This is a genomic window from Microseira wollei NIES-4236 (genome assembly GCF_020521235.1).
Lineage (GTDB): Bacteria > Cyanobacteriota > Cyanobacteriia > Cyanobacteriales > Aerosakkonemataceae > Microseira > Microseira wollei.
Window position 1 is genome coordinate 50230 of the sequence record NZ_BLAY01000010.1, and the last position, 13726, is coordinate 63955.

A 13726-nucleotide genomic window follows, 5' to 3' on the forward strand; every position below is an offset into this window, starting at 1 on the left:
AAAAATCGTCGCAAGAGAACTAGAGATATGCCTCCCAACGCTGGCGCGAACGCAGCAAAAAACTTTGGTGATAAGATCGTCGTGCGTAAGTCCTGAAAATTTTCAACCAGTCGGACGATTTCATCGGGGTGGGGAAAATGCTAACCTACGAATGCTGCAAATGACGAGACCAGAAACCCGGTTTCGACCGTCGATCTCTTCCAAAGCAACAATTTTTCGGAGAAACCGGGAACTTGCGCGTAAGTCCTGAAGTAGTTGTTGCTCTATCCCTACCCGATGAAAAGATTTAAACTACTCATAACTTTGCTAGGAGTTGGTATTCTCTTGCTATGGGGATTGTTTTTACCAGAACTTCCCACTAGAGGAGAACCGCCAGCTAAAATTTTTGGTGAAGTTTGGCAAACTGTCAACGATAACTTTTACGATTCCAAGTTTAATGGCGTTGATTGGAAAGCGCTGAAACAAAAATACGAATCGCAAGTCATAAAAGCGCATTCCCAGGAAGAAGCGGCTGATATTATCAATCAAATGCTTGCCGAATTAAAAACCTCTCATACCCGCTTCTACACGCCTCTGGAGCCAGCTTACTATCAAGTTTTAGGCATATTTGCACCAAGAATTCCCGACTTACAACAGCAGCTAAAAAAGATATTCCCGCAAGGTAAGATTGAATACAGCGGCATTGGTATATTTACTAAAGACATCAATGGCAAGACATTTGTTAGTGGTGTTTTAGATGGTTCTCCCGCAGCTAATGCAGGACTGCTGGCGGGAGATAGAATAATTAGCGTAGAAGGTCGCCCATTTAAACCAGTTCAATCTTTTGAGGGTAAAGCGGGGCAAAATGTCAAGATGAAAATTGAGCGTTCGCGTAGCGGCGACCCAGGAGAATCGCTCAACACTCAGCAAGAAATAACCGTCACCCCAAAAATGCTGGATGCAACTACGATGTTTCTCGATGCGATGCAAGCTAGCACCCAAATAATAGAACGGGACGGGAAAAAAATTGGCTACGTTCACATCTGGTCTTATGCTGGCGACCAATATCAGGAACAATTAGAATCAGATTTATTTTACGGTCGTTTAAGAGAAGCGGACGGGTTAGTTTTAGACCTCAGAGATGGATGGGGAGGCGCACCACTGGGTGCTTTAAATATCTATACAGCAAGAGGGCCAAGCGTGACAAATATTCGCCGCGACGGCAGGCGAGGGACAGACATCGCACATTGGAATAAACCCGTAGTAATGATAGTAAATGAAGGCAGTCGCAGCGCTAAAGAAATTTTAGCTTATGGCTTTCAACAATATGATATCGGCCCGGTTGTCGGGACTAAAACAGCAGGTGCAGTCGTTGCAGGTTTTCCGTTTTTGATGTCAGATAATAGCTTGCTTTACGTAGCAGTTGCCGATGTGTATGTTGACGGAAACAAAAGAATAGAAGGAGTTGGCGTCACACCCGATGTTGTAGTGCCATTTTCTCCAGAATATACCCAAGGTGCCGATCCGCAAAAAGAACGAGGGATACAAGTTGCGATCGCAGCCATAAAAAAGCTAATGGCTAATAGCTAATGGCTAATGGCTAATAGGTAATGGCTAATAGCTAATGGCTAATAGCTAATGGCTAATGGCTAATAGGTAATGGCTAATGGTAGAGCAACAAAATATTCCCATGAGCAATGAACAATGAGCAATGAGCAATGAGCAATGAGCAATGAGCAATGAGCAATGAGCAATGAGCAATGAGCAATTAGCAATTAGCAATGAGCAATGAGCAATTAGCAATGAGCAATTAGCAATTAGCAATTAGCAATTTGGCTACTAAAAACCTGCAAACTTATCCGTCGCCTCAATTAATGCACTGCGAATTCCCGGTTCGCTCATCGAATGTCCGGCATCGGGAACTACAATAAATTCAGCTTCTTCCCAAGCACGATGCAGTTCCCAAGCCGACATCATCGGACAAACAACATCGTAACGTCCCTGAACGATAACCGCCGGAATATGGCGAATGCGATTAACATTTAAAATCAGTTGGTCTTCCGGTTGAAGAAATCCCTTATTGATAAAGTAATGGCACTCAATTCTGGCAAACGCTTCGGCGAATGTATCAACCCCAAACCTTTGCTTTAAATCGAAATCGGGAAATAATCTACTCGTACTCGCTTCCCAAATTGACCAAGCACGAGCCGCTTCTAATCTAATTTGAGCATCAGGGCTAGTCAACCGTTTATAATAAGCGGTTAGCATATCATCCCTTTCATTTATTGGAATGGGTTTAACATATTCCTCCCAAGCATCCGGGAAAATATAACTCGCTCCTTCTTGATAAAACCAGCGTATTTCTTTTTGTCTCAACATAAAAATGCCGCGCAAGATTAAACCCTTGCATCGGTCGGGATGAGTTTGACTGTAAGCTAAGGATAGAGTACTTCCCCAACTGCCACCAAAAACAACCCATTGCTCGATATTTAAATGTTCTCTAAGTTTTTCAATGTCATTAACTAAATCCCAAGTTGTATTTTCTGGCAATTCCGCATGGGGTTGACTTTGACCGCAACCGCGTTGGTCAAACATTACCAACCGCCATTTTTCCGGGTCAAAATATTGTCGATAAAAAGGCGGACATCCACCCCCTGGCCCCCCGTGCAATAATACAATCGGTTTTCCCTGGGGGTTGCCAGATTCTTCAAAATGAATCCTATGAAGGTCAGAAACTTTTAGATATCCTGAGTTATAAGGTTCTCTAGGTGGGTAAAGTTCTCGCATTTTTAAAGGATTTATACTGTGATGATGTTTATTTTACATCAGTGAGAAACCCGGTTTGTTAAACAACACCTTCGCCAATGTTCTGAAACGCCCCCCAGCCCCCCAGGCTAAAGCCTGGGGCTACACAAACAAAGCCCGCCTGCGCGGGCTGTAAGAATTTCAGCCCGCGCAGGCGGGCTTTGTTTGTATAGAGACACCCTTAAGGGTGTCGGATTTTGGCGAAGGTATTGTTAAAAAAACCCGGTTTCTGCTAGCGATCGCTCAAACTTCCGGCAGTTTCATTAATCAGCGATCCTGCGGTTTTTTCAATGATTTCTGCACCTGGTTGTTCCTGTGGTTTTCTAGTATACCAATATGCCCAAGCAATCAAAACTGCTTGAAATGGAAGTCTAACCCAGTACAGTACTTGATTGTGGGGAATTCCTTCAATCGGAATATTATTGACTGCCATATTGATATTAGCGGGAAACACGGCGATAAATAAAGCAATCAATCCCCACGCCGCTGCGACGCTGACAAAGGGAATCATTAACCCAATTCCGCCTAAAATCTCAAAAAAGCCGCTAATGTAAACCAACGCAACCGGGTTAGGCAATTCGGGTGGCACAATTCTAGCGTATTGTTCGGGTCTGATAAAGTGGGTAATTCCCACGATGATGATACACACCGCAAAGATACCGCGCAGTATTTCTTTACGACGATGGGAGTTGCTATGGTGTAGTTTCATAAGGGTAGCGATAACTCTACCCAAACCCTAGCAAGAGAGGATAGGAATTTTTTCTATCTCAAGTCTGAAAGCAATTCGTTTGGGGATGCGAGAGCTTCGCGTGCGGTCGGCATATCGCTCACCCTACACAAATCCAAGGGAATTATCTTTCTTACTGCACCATGATACAATTTTTACTGACTAGATTAAAGTAGCGATTGCATTACTATCTGAAGTCTAAAATTTTATGATTTATTTGCCTTACATTTCCGATGATGACCTAGAAAGTGCCGTTCAATCTGTTGTTAATTGTATTTTCCAAGTTCAAGCAGAACGATCCGATATATATAGAAATGTTATATATCCTTTTTCAGCTATATTTGATGGTGTGGTTAATCGCATCATTCTCGATGATTTGCTTCTCAAAGAAACAGTTAGACAAGAGCAAAAAACTGTTCAAAATGCCATCGGGGAATTTCATCAAAAAATTCTAGGTAGTATACCTGGCTGGCAAAATCTTGGTACGGGTCAACTAATAGATGTTTGTAATCCTATCACAAAAATTATTGCGTATATAAAAAATAAGCATAACACTGTCAAAGGAAGTGACAGAACATCTATCTATGAGAATTTATTATACGCAATGCCAACCCCAACGTATCAAGACTTTACAGCCTACTATGTAGAAATAATTCCAAAAAAAGCTAGAAAAAATTTAATTTATAATCGACCCTTTACTCGTATATATAATAATACTAAAAAGAGACGATATCCCAATTTGAAAAGATTAATTATTAACCGTAAAAAGTTTTACTATCGCTCATTGAGTATGCTGTTCGAAATTTTACCGGACGCGATTAGTAAGGTTGCAGGAGTGAATCAATTGAGTCAAGCAGAAAAGGAAAGATTTAGAACTTTGTTCGATAGAGCTTATTGAATTAATAGCTTAGATTTAGCTAGATAATAAAGCATTAACTATTGCCCGTCCTAAGTGATACGCAAAACTCACAGGAACCGCATTGCCAATTTGCTTATACTTAGAACCCATTCCACCTATAAATTCCCAATCATCAGGAAATGTTTGAATTCTGGCATACTCTCTTACCGTAAAAGGTCTAGTCTCCTCTGGGTGACAGCGCTCAGTCTGTTTTTGTGAAGGTGAAGTCGTCAGGGTTAGACTGGGTTCATCCCAAGAAATTCGACGCGCCATACCAGTACGTCCACCTGTGAGATAGTAGCTTTTCATCATGAAGCTTTTCTGAATTTCTTCAGGCAAATCTCGCCAACATCCACCAGGAGGAACTAGCGCTAAAACAGCAGATCTTTTTGGGCTATATTTCATTCCCTCAGAAGGCGGAACATCTTTTAGTGCATCTCTTAAGGTAAGTATCTTGGGTGAGGGTGCAGGATACTGAAACCGAATACCCGGACGAGTTCCAACAATTATGATTCTTTCTCGCTTTTGTGGAACGTCATAATTCACTGCATTTAGTAAACGATATTGAATGTTATAACCAAGAGATTCTAAAACTGATAAAACTGTTTTAAGTGTTTGGCTTTTTTGATGGCTGATTAATCCTTTGACATTTTCAGCTAAAAATAGTTTAGGCTGTACTTCTTTAATGCAGCGGGCAAATTCATAAAATAAAGTACCGCGAGTGTCTTCAAACCCTAAACCTTTGCCTGCATAGCTGAAGGATTGGCAATTGTGAACTACAACTTGTTGTACACAATAGGAGTTATCATCAGCTACTTCAAAGTTGAAAACCTCTTGATTTTCCACAGGTAATAAATTTACTCGTTTAATCTTAAACCAGGCATATCCATCTTTAAAAATGACCGCATGATTACCAGAGTTAAAGCCTCTAAGCATATATGTTTTCGTTTTGACAAGCCTTCCCTCTATAATTTTTTCTACTGGCTGATGAGAAATAATGATATGCGTACTTTTGCCTAACTTCAAAAACAACCGCTGAAGTCCAGCTATGACGTTATAAGAAACAGATGTAATTGAATTTGTGCATCCGTCAGCTGCTATAAACCCATCTAAAAATTCCTCAATATATTCCTTAGGAGCATTTTGTACCCACTCTGGAATCTTTTTGCCCTGTGCATACTTACCAAAGGACTTTAGTAGGTGATACCACATAGCACTAGAACAACCAAACTTTTCACTAGCTCCCGTTCTGCACTGTTTAGACGTTAGCGGTAAAACAGCTTGAAGTTTCCCAAGAACAACTTCTCTGTTTTTGTCTGCAACTGCAAATCTAATTTTATAAGTAGGTCTACCATCAGGCTTAAGCGTATCCTCAATCCAACCATCACCTAAAAAGTATCCCATTAAGAACCATAGGTTTTTGTCGCCAAAATCAGGAGACACTTCAATAGCAGTGTCAGAATTCTGCTTGAGCAAAAAGCTGAAGCAAGGTAAAACAGATTCTTCGTTGACTTTAATTCCTACATAATGGTGTTGTGTTAATTGATCTGCATTCACCCATGCAGGATTGGACAATATAAACCCATATCTTCTGACAGAGTTATTCCAGACTCTTTTTCTCTCAAGTGCAAAAAATGGATGTTCTGGCGTGCAGGTAATCTCTTCTCCAAGATACATTACTTTTAAGCGGTAGAGATTTCCTGAGAAGTTCTTTCTTTGAATATTGACTATGGGTCTAAATGTACCAGTATGGGTCAACAGCAAATCCTCAAAATCTACTGATTCAATTTCTTTGTACCCAGAATCAGTTAGTACCTGAGTTCCTGAGACAAAACAAGGAAATCCACCTGTTACAATATCCGCAGTCATGCCTTGAAAAGAAACTTTGGATACATCGCCATGAATCACATTCCACTCGGGACGATTATGTCGCAGCGTTGCTACAGCATCTTTGTCAATTTCAATTAGCGCTTTGGCTCCTAATCCGGCTTTTTCTAATCCCAGCGCTAAGCCACCAGCTCCGGCAAATAGCTCAATCACAGTCGCTGTAGCTGCGCTCGGCTCCTGAACGTTAGGCTCTGTGTATGGCAGTTCAAACAAACTTAGCTGTCGGTACATGGTCAGGCATCGCTCAACCCTCTGCTAATTATTAAATTAGCTAATTAGCCAATTGTCAATACAGCTACTTAGCTAAGGTATACTAACAGAAACTGTTCATCTTTCATAAGGCAGATGGCTCAAACACAAAGAAAGCCTGTATACATACAGCCAAAACACCACGATATCTTAAGGCGCATCGCCTACGAGCAGCGTTGCAATATATCGGACGTGTTGGATGCAGTGTTAGAGCAGGTAAATTGGGAAAAAGTTGCTAAGGATGCGGGGGATAAACCTTTACAGAGAGCGATGGAACGGGCAGGAAGCTATAAAGTTTAAAGTAAGCTAACTCTATCGTTAGAACTACATCGATTCCAAACGCTGGCGCAATTTGCTACTGATAGTATCGATTAAAGTTACAACAACTAACAGCACGAGCATAATCGTTGCTGCTTTTGTCCGCTCAAAACTATCAATATAGGTTTTCAATTGAAACCCGATCCCACCCGCACCTACTGCACCTAAAACCGAAGCGGCGCGAATATTATATTCAAACATATATAATGTGTAACCCAATCCCAAGGGCAACACTTGCGGTAAAATTCCGTATTGAGCTATTTGTATCCAAGAAGCTCCACCTACTCTTAAGGATTCTATCGAACGCGCATCAACTGATTCAATTGCTTCTTGATAAAACTTCGCCAAATATCCAATTGTGTAAATTCCTAAAGCTAAAGTACCTGCGGGTGCGCCGAGTCCAATTGCTGCGACAAATATCAATCCCAATACAATCGAAGGCACGGAACGAACTGCATTTTGCAGCAAGTTCGCTATCCATTGCAACCAACGCGGCGCGAGATTTCTGGCGCTTAAAATTGCAATGGGTAGGGATATAATTGCGCCGATTGTAGTTCCCCAGATCGACATCTGGATGGTTTCAATTAAGGCTTTTACGGCAATATCTATAATTTCAAAATTCGGAGGCCAGAAGTCTGTCAAAAAATTCACTACGTATTTCCAGCTATCTTCAACGATCGCTTGGTTTATTTTGAGTCCTTGAAATGCCCAATAATAAACTAAAATAACAAAGATGATAGTTCCCAATCGAGTTAACCAAACGAGGGGATTTGGGATTTTTGTTTTACCGTTGGGTTGTAAGGATTTCGTCACTCTAAAGTTAACTCCAATCTAAAAATTGCTAATTGCTAATTGCTAATTGGTAATTGGTAATTGTTATTTTGATTACTCATTACCTATGAGGTATTAGCTAATCTAAAATCTAAAATTCCCTCGTGACAGGGGCCATCATAAACTATACGACCTGCATCGAGGACAATGGCGCGTTTGGCGTAGGTGGATGCGATCGCCAGGTCATGCAACACCGTTACAATCGTCATTCCCTCTGCATGTAATTTGGCAAAAGTATCCATCACCTGTCGCGTTGCTAAGACATCTAAACCCGTGATCGGCTCATCGGCGAGTAAAATTTGAGGGAATTGGATTAACGCGCGCGCGATCGCTACCCGCTGTTGCTGTCCCCCGCTGAGTTTCCCCGTTTTCTGGTAAGCTAGGTCTTCCAATCCCAAAGATGATAGCAATCTTAGGGCAATCTTGCGATCGCTCTCCCCAAATCCCCAAAAAGTCTCCCAACTCGACAATTCTCCCAAACGTCCGCACAGCACGTTATCCAAGGCAGACAATTGACGAATTAATCCCCCGCCTTGAAATATCATCGCCACATCGCGGCGAATTTTGGGCAGCGTCCGGGGAGTCATCATCAAACTATTAATTCTGATTTCTCCCTTTTGCCAGGGAACTAACCCCAACATTGCCCTTAATAGAGTAGATTTTCCAGCCCCGTTTAATCCTAACAGTGCTACAAATTCACCCTGTTCAATCGTACAACTAATCCCATTCAGGATAGGACGTTTAAGAGCTTTGTTGTATCCGGTTTCTAGATTTTCGCACTCAATAGTCATTGGTAATTTAGCGATTGCAGATTGCAGATTGCAGATTGCAGATTGCAGACTTTAAATTTCAAATCTAAAATCTGCAATCTTGAAATTTCTCTATGGTTCTAATCTGGCGCGTTGTAATGCTTGACGCATCGGCGCGAGGTGACGGTTGTGATCGACGCGGCGTAACTCTGTTGAATTATACAGGGCGCGGAACATGCCGTTATTTGCGGGCTGATTTAATTTCATCAGCGCGTTGATAATCCGATCGCGCATCGGTGCTGGAACGTCGTCATCAATTACAATTCCATGCGCTGGTACGCCGGAAATCGAATACAAAACTCGCAATTGCGACGCTTCCGCTGGCGTAATCCACGGGGGATTTAAAGCATATTCCGATACAGCGGCAACATCCGCCTGTCCCCGCAGCACTGCTTGCAACGCACTGCTGTAGCCATCGCCATAGGTAACTTGGCTAAAGAAACTATCCAACCGATCTGGTCCAGTCACAATCCCCCGACCCACTAAATCCCCCGTCGGGATAATAAATCCCGATCCAGAGGTGCGAGAAGCAAACGCCATTCTTCTTCCCCGCAGTTGGTTGAGGGTTTGTTGCGGGTTCGCTTGGGTACGCAGGGGGCTATCTTTTCGTACCACCAAAATCGAATCGTAAGTATTTCCACCGGAATAGTCCGAGCGCACTTCTGCCAGTACCATGCGCGCTCCCGTCGCTTGTTCGGCTCGGATGGCGGGACGGCTGCTTAAGAACGCCACATCGACGCGGTTCGCTCTTAGAGCTTCAACAGCGGCGGTTTCATCTGATACGATAGCTTCTACGGGCATTCCCAGTTCCCGCGAGAGGAACTGCGCCACCTGATTCGCCTTATTTTGCAAGTCCGTCGAGTCTCTGCGGGAAGGGAAAGCAATTCTCAGCTGGGTGATAGTATTTTGGGCTATTGGCTGTTGCACTCCATGCTCTGGAGTGTGGTGAGCGATCGCTTGCGGCACTTTCTGAACTACGTTAATGCCAATACTTGTCAGTGCTATTAGTGCTGAACTTGCACCTAGTAGTATTTTTTTTCTCACAACTCCAACTTATGTTTTTGTGAATAGGGAACTTTCGCCACTTCCTATATAAAGTTAGTGGCAACAACTGCTTAATACAGTTTTAAGCATTTGCAAATTAAAGTCAACTACTTTTGCAAAAAAAAGTCAATAAGCTGGGCAGGGGCTAGGGGCTAGAGTGGGTAACTTGCGATACAGTTGAAAATCCAAGATTGTTGTATCTGACCGTAAACTCGCTTTCCCCAGTCCTTAGTTCCTAGTCCCTAAACAACGGCGATGCATTCAATTTCCACTCGGACATCCTTTGGCAGACGGGAGACTTGGACGCAAGCGCGGGCGGGGGCAGTAGCTTCATCGAAATAGCGGGCGTAAACCGCATTCATCGCGGCAAAATCGTTCATATCTGCCAGGAAAACGCTGGTTTTGACGACATTCGACCAACTAGCATCGGCAGCCGTCAAAATGGCTTCGAGGTTAGCCATAACTTGTTCAGTTTGCTGGGTAATATCACCCGTGCCAATAATTTCCCCCGTCTTGGGGTCGAGGGGAATTTGTCCGGCGACGAAAATCATTTGACCAGAGGCAGCGATCGCTTGATTATAAGGCCCTACAGGTGCAGGTGCGGCGTCAGTGCGAATAATTTTGCGAGTCATTACTAATAAGACAGGGAATAGAGACTAGGTTTGTTAGATTATGAGTATATTTACCATATTTTGAGCCTAAAAATTGCTGAAAACCCAGTTTTTTCAGAGAATGCATAAGCTCGACTGTATCAGACATATGTTTAATTGACGCTGATAGGTACAGGAGAGCTAGTCATGAACGGTAAAATTTTGTTACGGAGAGTGGTAGCGATCGCTACCACAAGTCTTGTACTAAGTTTATCTGTTCCTGCGGCGGCGGGGGACGAAGTCGATCTGCACACCCTATGCTCTAAATTTCCCTTAAATTCCCGCTGCCAAGGATACCAAATCCCAGTACCGCTGGAAGAACGCTCTGGAGATCTAGGCGAATGTAGCTTAAAAACAGGTGAAACTACCAAAGAAGGCGATTGTAAAGTACTTCTAACCGAGCAAAAGATAACTATCTACATGGAAGAAGGCGAAGAACTAGAAATTTTACAACGCCAGAAAACCACAAGAGAATACAACATTTCTATCCAGGATATTACCGCGCTATCTTACAAAAAAGAGTCAAGAACCCCCACAAGTCGGCGCGTCAGAAACTTTCTCTTATTTGGAGTTTTGGGTGCTGCACTCACTCGACCAGATAAGCTAGCGCAAATAGATATTGGATTTACCGACTCATCGCCAAATCCACCAGTTCCAAATACATTGACTCTATTGCTCAAAAGAGACACTGGGACAACTTTAAAAGATCAGCTAGTGCAATTAACTGGTATAACTGCGGTTGAACCAGAAGCAAATAGTTAACAGCAGTCAAAACTTGCCAAAGCTGAGTGGCTAATAGCTAATTATCCAGGAAAAGACGAGCAATTAGCGATTAGCTACTTGCTCAATCTGCATACGTACTCTTGCATACAGACTGCTATCAAGCCACCACAGGAGTTTGCTGTTGTGTAGGTAACACAACTATCCACTTACCTGTAATTGGATCTCGATAAGCCGTAAACGGATTCTGCTTCAACTTGACTTCTTTTGATTTAACCATAAAGATACACTCCTCTCTGGTTACAAATACATTTTACCGAATCTTTAATAACTGCCTGGGTGATTAAAGATTCGGTAAAATGTGATAACTTTACGCCTCAACAGTGATGGCGATCGCACCCAATTAGCTCTCCCCTAATTATCATGGTAAATCTTGCTTTTTGGGACTTGGTCATAGAGCATAGGATAGTGAAATAATTTTTACAGATAATATTTTAGACGCTGATAGTGGTTTTCAATTCGGTGCAACGCCACATTGCAGGGACACGGCATCGGAAAAACTTTGAGCGATGGCAGAAAACTTACTTTAGCCTTAGTCCCTACCCGCCGTTGAAGAGGACGCTCTGACGGGGGGACACTCTGACGCTCTGACACCCCATGGTAGGCGCCAGGGGATTCCAACTTTGAAGCATTTTCCTATTATCCACGAATAAATTCGGGGGCTTCTGACCGGGAGCTTCGATCTTGAGAATGGTCGCGCAGAGCGTCTCCCCAACTCCTTTGTCAGAGCGTCTTCTTGGTGATACTGGAAACATTGCCGGGACACGGCAGGGGAAAAACTTTGAGCGATGGCAGAAAACTTACTTTAGCCTTAGTCCCTACCCTGTATTTAACGTTGCTTTAAGAAACCCGGTTTCTGGGGGAAATCAAATCGCAGCGATGCAGTCAATTTCGACCAATACATCTTTAGGAAGACGGGAAACTTGAACGCAGACGCGGGCGGGAGCAGTCGCGTCATCAAAATATTTAGAATAAACCGCATTCATCGCCGCGAGGTCGTTCATATCCGCGAGATATACGGTAGTTTTGACTACATTTTCTAAACTAGCACCAGCAGCGGCAAGAATTGATTTGATATGTGACATTACCTGTTCCGTCTGCTTTGCCACATCGTCAGTATAGACAATCGTACCAACTCTAGGGTCGATAGCAATTTGACCTGCAACAAAAATCATTTGACCGCTAGCAACAATCGCTTGATTGCATTTCCCTAATACTGCGGGTACTTCCTCTGTGCGAATGACTTGGCGAGTTGTTGGTATTGGGTTTTCTAGCGAAGCTGATTGATGGCGTAATTGTTCGTCAAAAGCTTCTAATTGATAAATTTCTCCATCGGGCATGATTGCATCGCTTAGGTCGGCATTTTGGAAACTACAATTGTAAGTTCTGGCGTTAATCAAATTTGCCGCTCTTAAATTAGCTCCATTGAGATTTGCTCCGATCAAATTAGTCCAGTTCAGAATAGCTCTTTCTAAATTTGCTCCTCTTAGACAGGCTTTTTGTAGGTTTACCTCTGCTAAATTTGCTGCTTTAAAATCTATATCATTTAAATTCATACCAGATAAATTGGCTTTGTATAGATTGGCTTTTTGGAGGTTACATCGCTGAAGTTGTGTATTTTGGAAGGTTGCTTCCGACAGATTTGCCAAAGTTAAATCCGCTCCCTGAAAACACGCATCCGTTAGATTTGCTTGGTTTAGATATACTCTACTTAGGTTAGCCTCGTACAAGTAAGCTAAGCTTAAATTTGCACTACTCAAATTGGCATCTTTCAGGTTAGCCTTGGATAAATTAGCACCAGTCAAATTAGCCTGACTTAGGTTGGCTTTTGTCAAAGAAGCATTTTCTAAGTCGGCATTAAACAACTTGGCATGACTCAAATCTGAAAAACTCAAATTGGCATCGGTCATATCTGCCCAATTTAGGTTGGCAGATTGCAGATTGACTTGAATCAAACTTGCGCCAAGCAGGGAATATCGCTGCAAATTTGTGTTGTAAAGGCTAGCTTTTGTTAGATTCGCCCCGCTCAAGTCTGCACCAGACAAATTTGCTTCACTTAGGTTTATGCCACTGAGGTCAGCACCTATTAGATCTATTCCTCTTAAGTCTTGTCTGCGAAAGTCACGTTCGCCTGCTGCGGATCTTTCTAAAAGTTCATCAGCGTCCATAATTACCCTCACAATCTCTGTGAGTTAGTCTACCCACCCAAACACTACTTCTAACACCGAATCCACAGCTATACATCTCTCTCTACCTCTTCTTCTTCGCGTTCTTCGCGTCTTCGCGGTTCAAATCATCAAGATAAACGAGGACGCATATGATAATGCCGATAAATCCAATAATCCCGCAGAATCTTATCGTGGTCAAAACAAAGATTTGCCGGAACACTCCAAGACTCAAAAACACCTAAATTCTTCGCATCATCCGCAGCTTGAGGTTCACCAGTCGCCGTAGCAATAAAAACCACACTCAACGTATGCTGACGCGGATCGCGATTCGGGTCAGAATATACATAAAACTGTTCGATTAATTCCACCTTCAACCCCGTTTCTTCCTCAGCTTCCCGGCGCGCCGCCACCTCCACCGACTCCCCATAATCGACAAAACCACCCGGAATTGCCCATCCGAAAGGTGGATTTTTGCGCTCAATTAACACAATCGGTCGATGGGGTCGGTCAATTAATTCGATAATGATATCAACCGTAGGGGCAGGATTTCGGTAGGCCATAAGTAAGCAGGTGAGTAGGTG

At 42.9% G+C, this 13726-nt stretch carries 13 protein-coding genes and 2 pseudogenes; 4 read left to right on the forward strand and 11 right to left on the reverse strand.

Features of this window, described 5'->3' with window-relative positions:
• Positions 1-276 precede the first annotated feature (276 nt).
• The gene (locus tag MiSe_RS04950) at positions 277-1569 is read left to right on the forward strand and encodes a S41 family peptidase (RefSeq protein WP_444980459.1); all 1293 of its coding nucleotides are present in this window, start codon (positions 277-279) and stop codon (positions 1567-1569) included.
• 249 nt (positions 1570-1818) lie between these two features.
• Here MiSe_RS04950 and pip read toward each other — a convergent pair whose 3' ends face one another.
• Positions 1819-2766, reverse strand: coding sequence for a prolyl aminopeptidase (gene pip / locus MiSe_RS04955; protein ID WP_226575529.1), 948 nt, complete (start codon positions 2764-2766; stop codon positions 1819-1821).
• A 250-nt stretch (positions 2767-3016) separates the two neighbouring features.
• Positions 3017-3493, reverse strand: coding sequence for a DoxX family protein (locus MiSe_RS04960; RefSeq protein WP_226575531.1), 477 nt, complete (start codon positions 3491-3493; stop codon positions 3017-3019).
• Between the two features lie 226 nt (positions 3494-3719).
• Here MiSe_RS04960 and MiSe_RS04965 point away from each other — a divergent pair, with 226 nt between their 5' ends.
• Entirely contained in the window at positions 3720-4409 is a 690-nt protein-coding gene (locus tag MiSe_RS04965; RefSeq protein ID WP_226575533.1) for an Eco47II family restriction endonuclease, read from the forward strand.
• A 15-nt stretch (positions 4410-4424) separates the two neighbouring features.
• On the opposite strand, the pseudogene MiSe_RS53645 reads toward MiSe_RS04965, so the two are convergent.
• Positions 4425-5177 (reverse strand): annotated as a pseudogene (locus MiSe_RS53645) (DNA cytosine methyltransferase); the annotation flags it as partial.
• Between the two features lie 1065 nt (positions 5178-6242).
• Positions 6243-6527 (reverse strand): annotated as a pseudogene (locus MiSe_RS53650) (DNA cytosine methyltransferase); the annotation flags it as partial.
• A 114-nt stretch (positions 6528-6641) separates the two neighbouring features.
• Between MiSe_RS53650 and MiSe_RS04975 the strand changes: the two are divergent.
• Positions 6642-6845, forward strand: a complete 204-nt coding sequence (locus MiSe_RS04975; RefSeq protein WP_226575536.1) for a hypothetical protein — start codon at positions 6642-6644, stop codon at positions 6843-6845.
• Between the two features lie 24 nt (positions 6846-6869).
• On the opposite strand, the gene phnE is transcribed toward MiSe_RS04975, so the two are convergent.
• The 4 genes from phnE to MiSe_RS04995 form a co-directional block, all read right to left on the reverse strand.
• Positions 6870-7640 (reverse strand): phosphonate ABC transporter, permease protein PhnE, encoded by a 771-nt coding sequence (phnE, locus tag MiSe_RS04980; RefSeq protein WP_444980460.1) that lies wholly within the window; start codon positions 7638-7640, stop codon positions 6870-6872.
• A 119-nt stretch (positions 7641-7759) separates the two neighbouring features.
• Positions 7760-8485 (reverse strand): phosphonate ABC transporter ATP-binding protein, encoded by a 726-nt coding sequence (locus MiSe_RS04985; RefSeq protein ID WP_226575540.1) that lies wholly within the window; start codon positions 8483-8485, stop codon positions 7760-7762.
• 90 nt (positions 8486-8575) lie between these two features.
• Positions 8576-9547, reverse strand: coding sequence for a phosphate/phosphite/phosphonate ABC transporter substrate-binding protein (locus MiSe_RS04990; protein ID WP_226575542.1), 972 nt, complete (start codon positions 9545-9547; stop codon positions 8576-8578).
• A gap of 242 nt (positions 9548-9789) precedes the next feature.
• On the reverse strand, positions 9790-10179 hold the full coding sequence (locus MiSe_RS04995) for a RidA family protein (protein WP_226575544.1): 390 nt from the start codon (positions 10177-10179) through the stop codon (positions 9790-9792).
• A gap of 165 nt (positions 10180-10344) precedes the next feature.
• On the opposite strand from MiSe_RS04995, the gene MiSe_RS05000 reads away from it, so the two are divergent.
• Entirely contained in the window at positions 10345-10959 is a 615-nt protein-coding gene (locus MiSe_RS05000) for a hypothetical protein (RefSeq protein ID WP_226575546.1), read from the forward strand.
• A gap of 438 nt (positions 10960-11397) precedes the next feature.
• Here MiSe_RS05000 and MiSe_RS05005 read toward each other — a convergent pair whose 3' ends face one another.
• The 3 genes from MiSe_RS05005 to MiSe_RS05015 all read right to left on the reverse strand — a co-directional run bounded on the left by MiSe_RS05005 (position 11398) and on the right by MiSe_RS05015 (position 13705).
• Complete coding sequence (locus MiSe_RS05005; RefSeq protein ID WP_226575548.1) at positions 11398-11571, reverse strand: hypothetical protein; 174 nt, start codon at positions 11569-11571, stop codon at positions 11398-11400.
• A 272-nt stretch (positions 11572-11843) separates the two neighbouring features.
• The gene (locus tag MiSe_RS05010; protein ID WP_226575550.1) at positions 11844-13145 is read right to left on the reverse strand and encodes a Rid family detoxifying hydrolase; all 1302 of its coding nucleotides are present in this window, start codon (positions 13143-13145) and stop codon (positions 11844-11846) included.
• A 128-nt stretch (positions 13146-13273) separates the two neighbouring features.
• Positions 13274-13705 carry an NUDIX domain-containing protein gene (locus MiSe_RS05015; protein WP_226575552.1) on the reverse strand — a complete coding sequence of 144 codons (432 nt, stop codon included), beginning with the start codon at positions 13703-13705 and terminating at the stop codon, positions 13274-13276.
• Positions 13706-13726: the final 21 nt, after the last annotated feature.

Bases quoted from the DNA above. Each gene is read 5' to 3' on its own strand.
- MiSe_RS04985 (WP_226575540.1), bottom strand. From the start codon at position 8,485: ATGACTATTGAGTGCGAAAATCTAGAAACCGGATACAACAAAGCTCTT.
- MiSe_RS05010 (WP_226575550.1), bottom strand. From the start codon at position 13,145: ATGGACGCTGATGAACTTTTAGAAAGATCCGCAGCAGGCGAACGTGAC.
- MiSe_RS05015 (WP_226575552.1), bottom strand. From the start codon at position 13,705: ATGGCCTACCGAAATCCTGCCCCTACGGTTGATATCATTATCGAATTA.
- MiSe_RS04950 (WP_444980459.1), top strand. From the start codon at position 277: ATGAAAAGATTTAAACTACTCATAACTTTGCTAGGAGTTGGTATTCTC.
- MiSe_RS05000 (WP_226575546.1), top strand. From the start codon at position 10,345: ATGAACGGTAAAATTTTGTTACGGAGAGTGGTAGCGATCGCTACCACA.
- MiSe_RS04960 (WP_226575531.1), bottom strand. From the start codon at position 3,493: ATGAAACTACACCATAGCAACTCCCATCGTCGTAAAGAAATACTGCGC.
- MiSe_RS04965 (WP_226575533.1), top strand. From the start codon at position 3,720: ATGATTTATTTGCCTTACATTTCCGATGATGACCTAGAAAGTGCCGTT.
- pip (WP_226575529.1), bottom strand. From the start codon at position 2,766: ATGCGAGAACTTTACCCACCTAGAGAACCTTATAACTCAGGATATCTA.
- MiSe_RS04975 (WP_226575536.1), top strand. From the start codon at position 6,642: ATGGCTCAAACACAAAGAAAGCCTGTATACATACAGCCAAAACACCAC.
- MiSe_RS04995 (WP_226575544.1), bottom strand. From the start codon at position 10,179: ATGACTCGCAAAATTATTCGCACTGACGCCGCACCTGCACCTGTAGGG.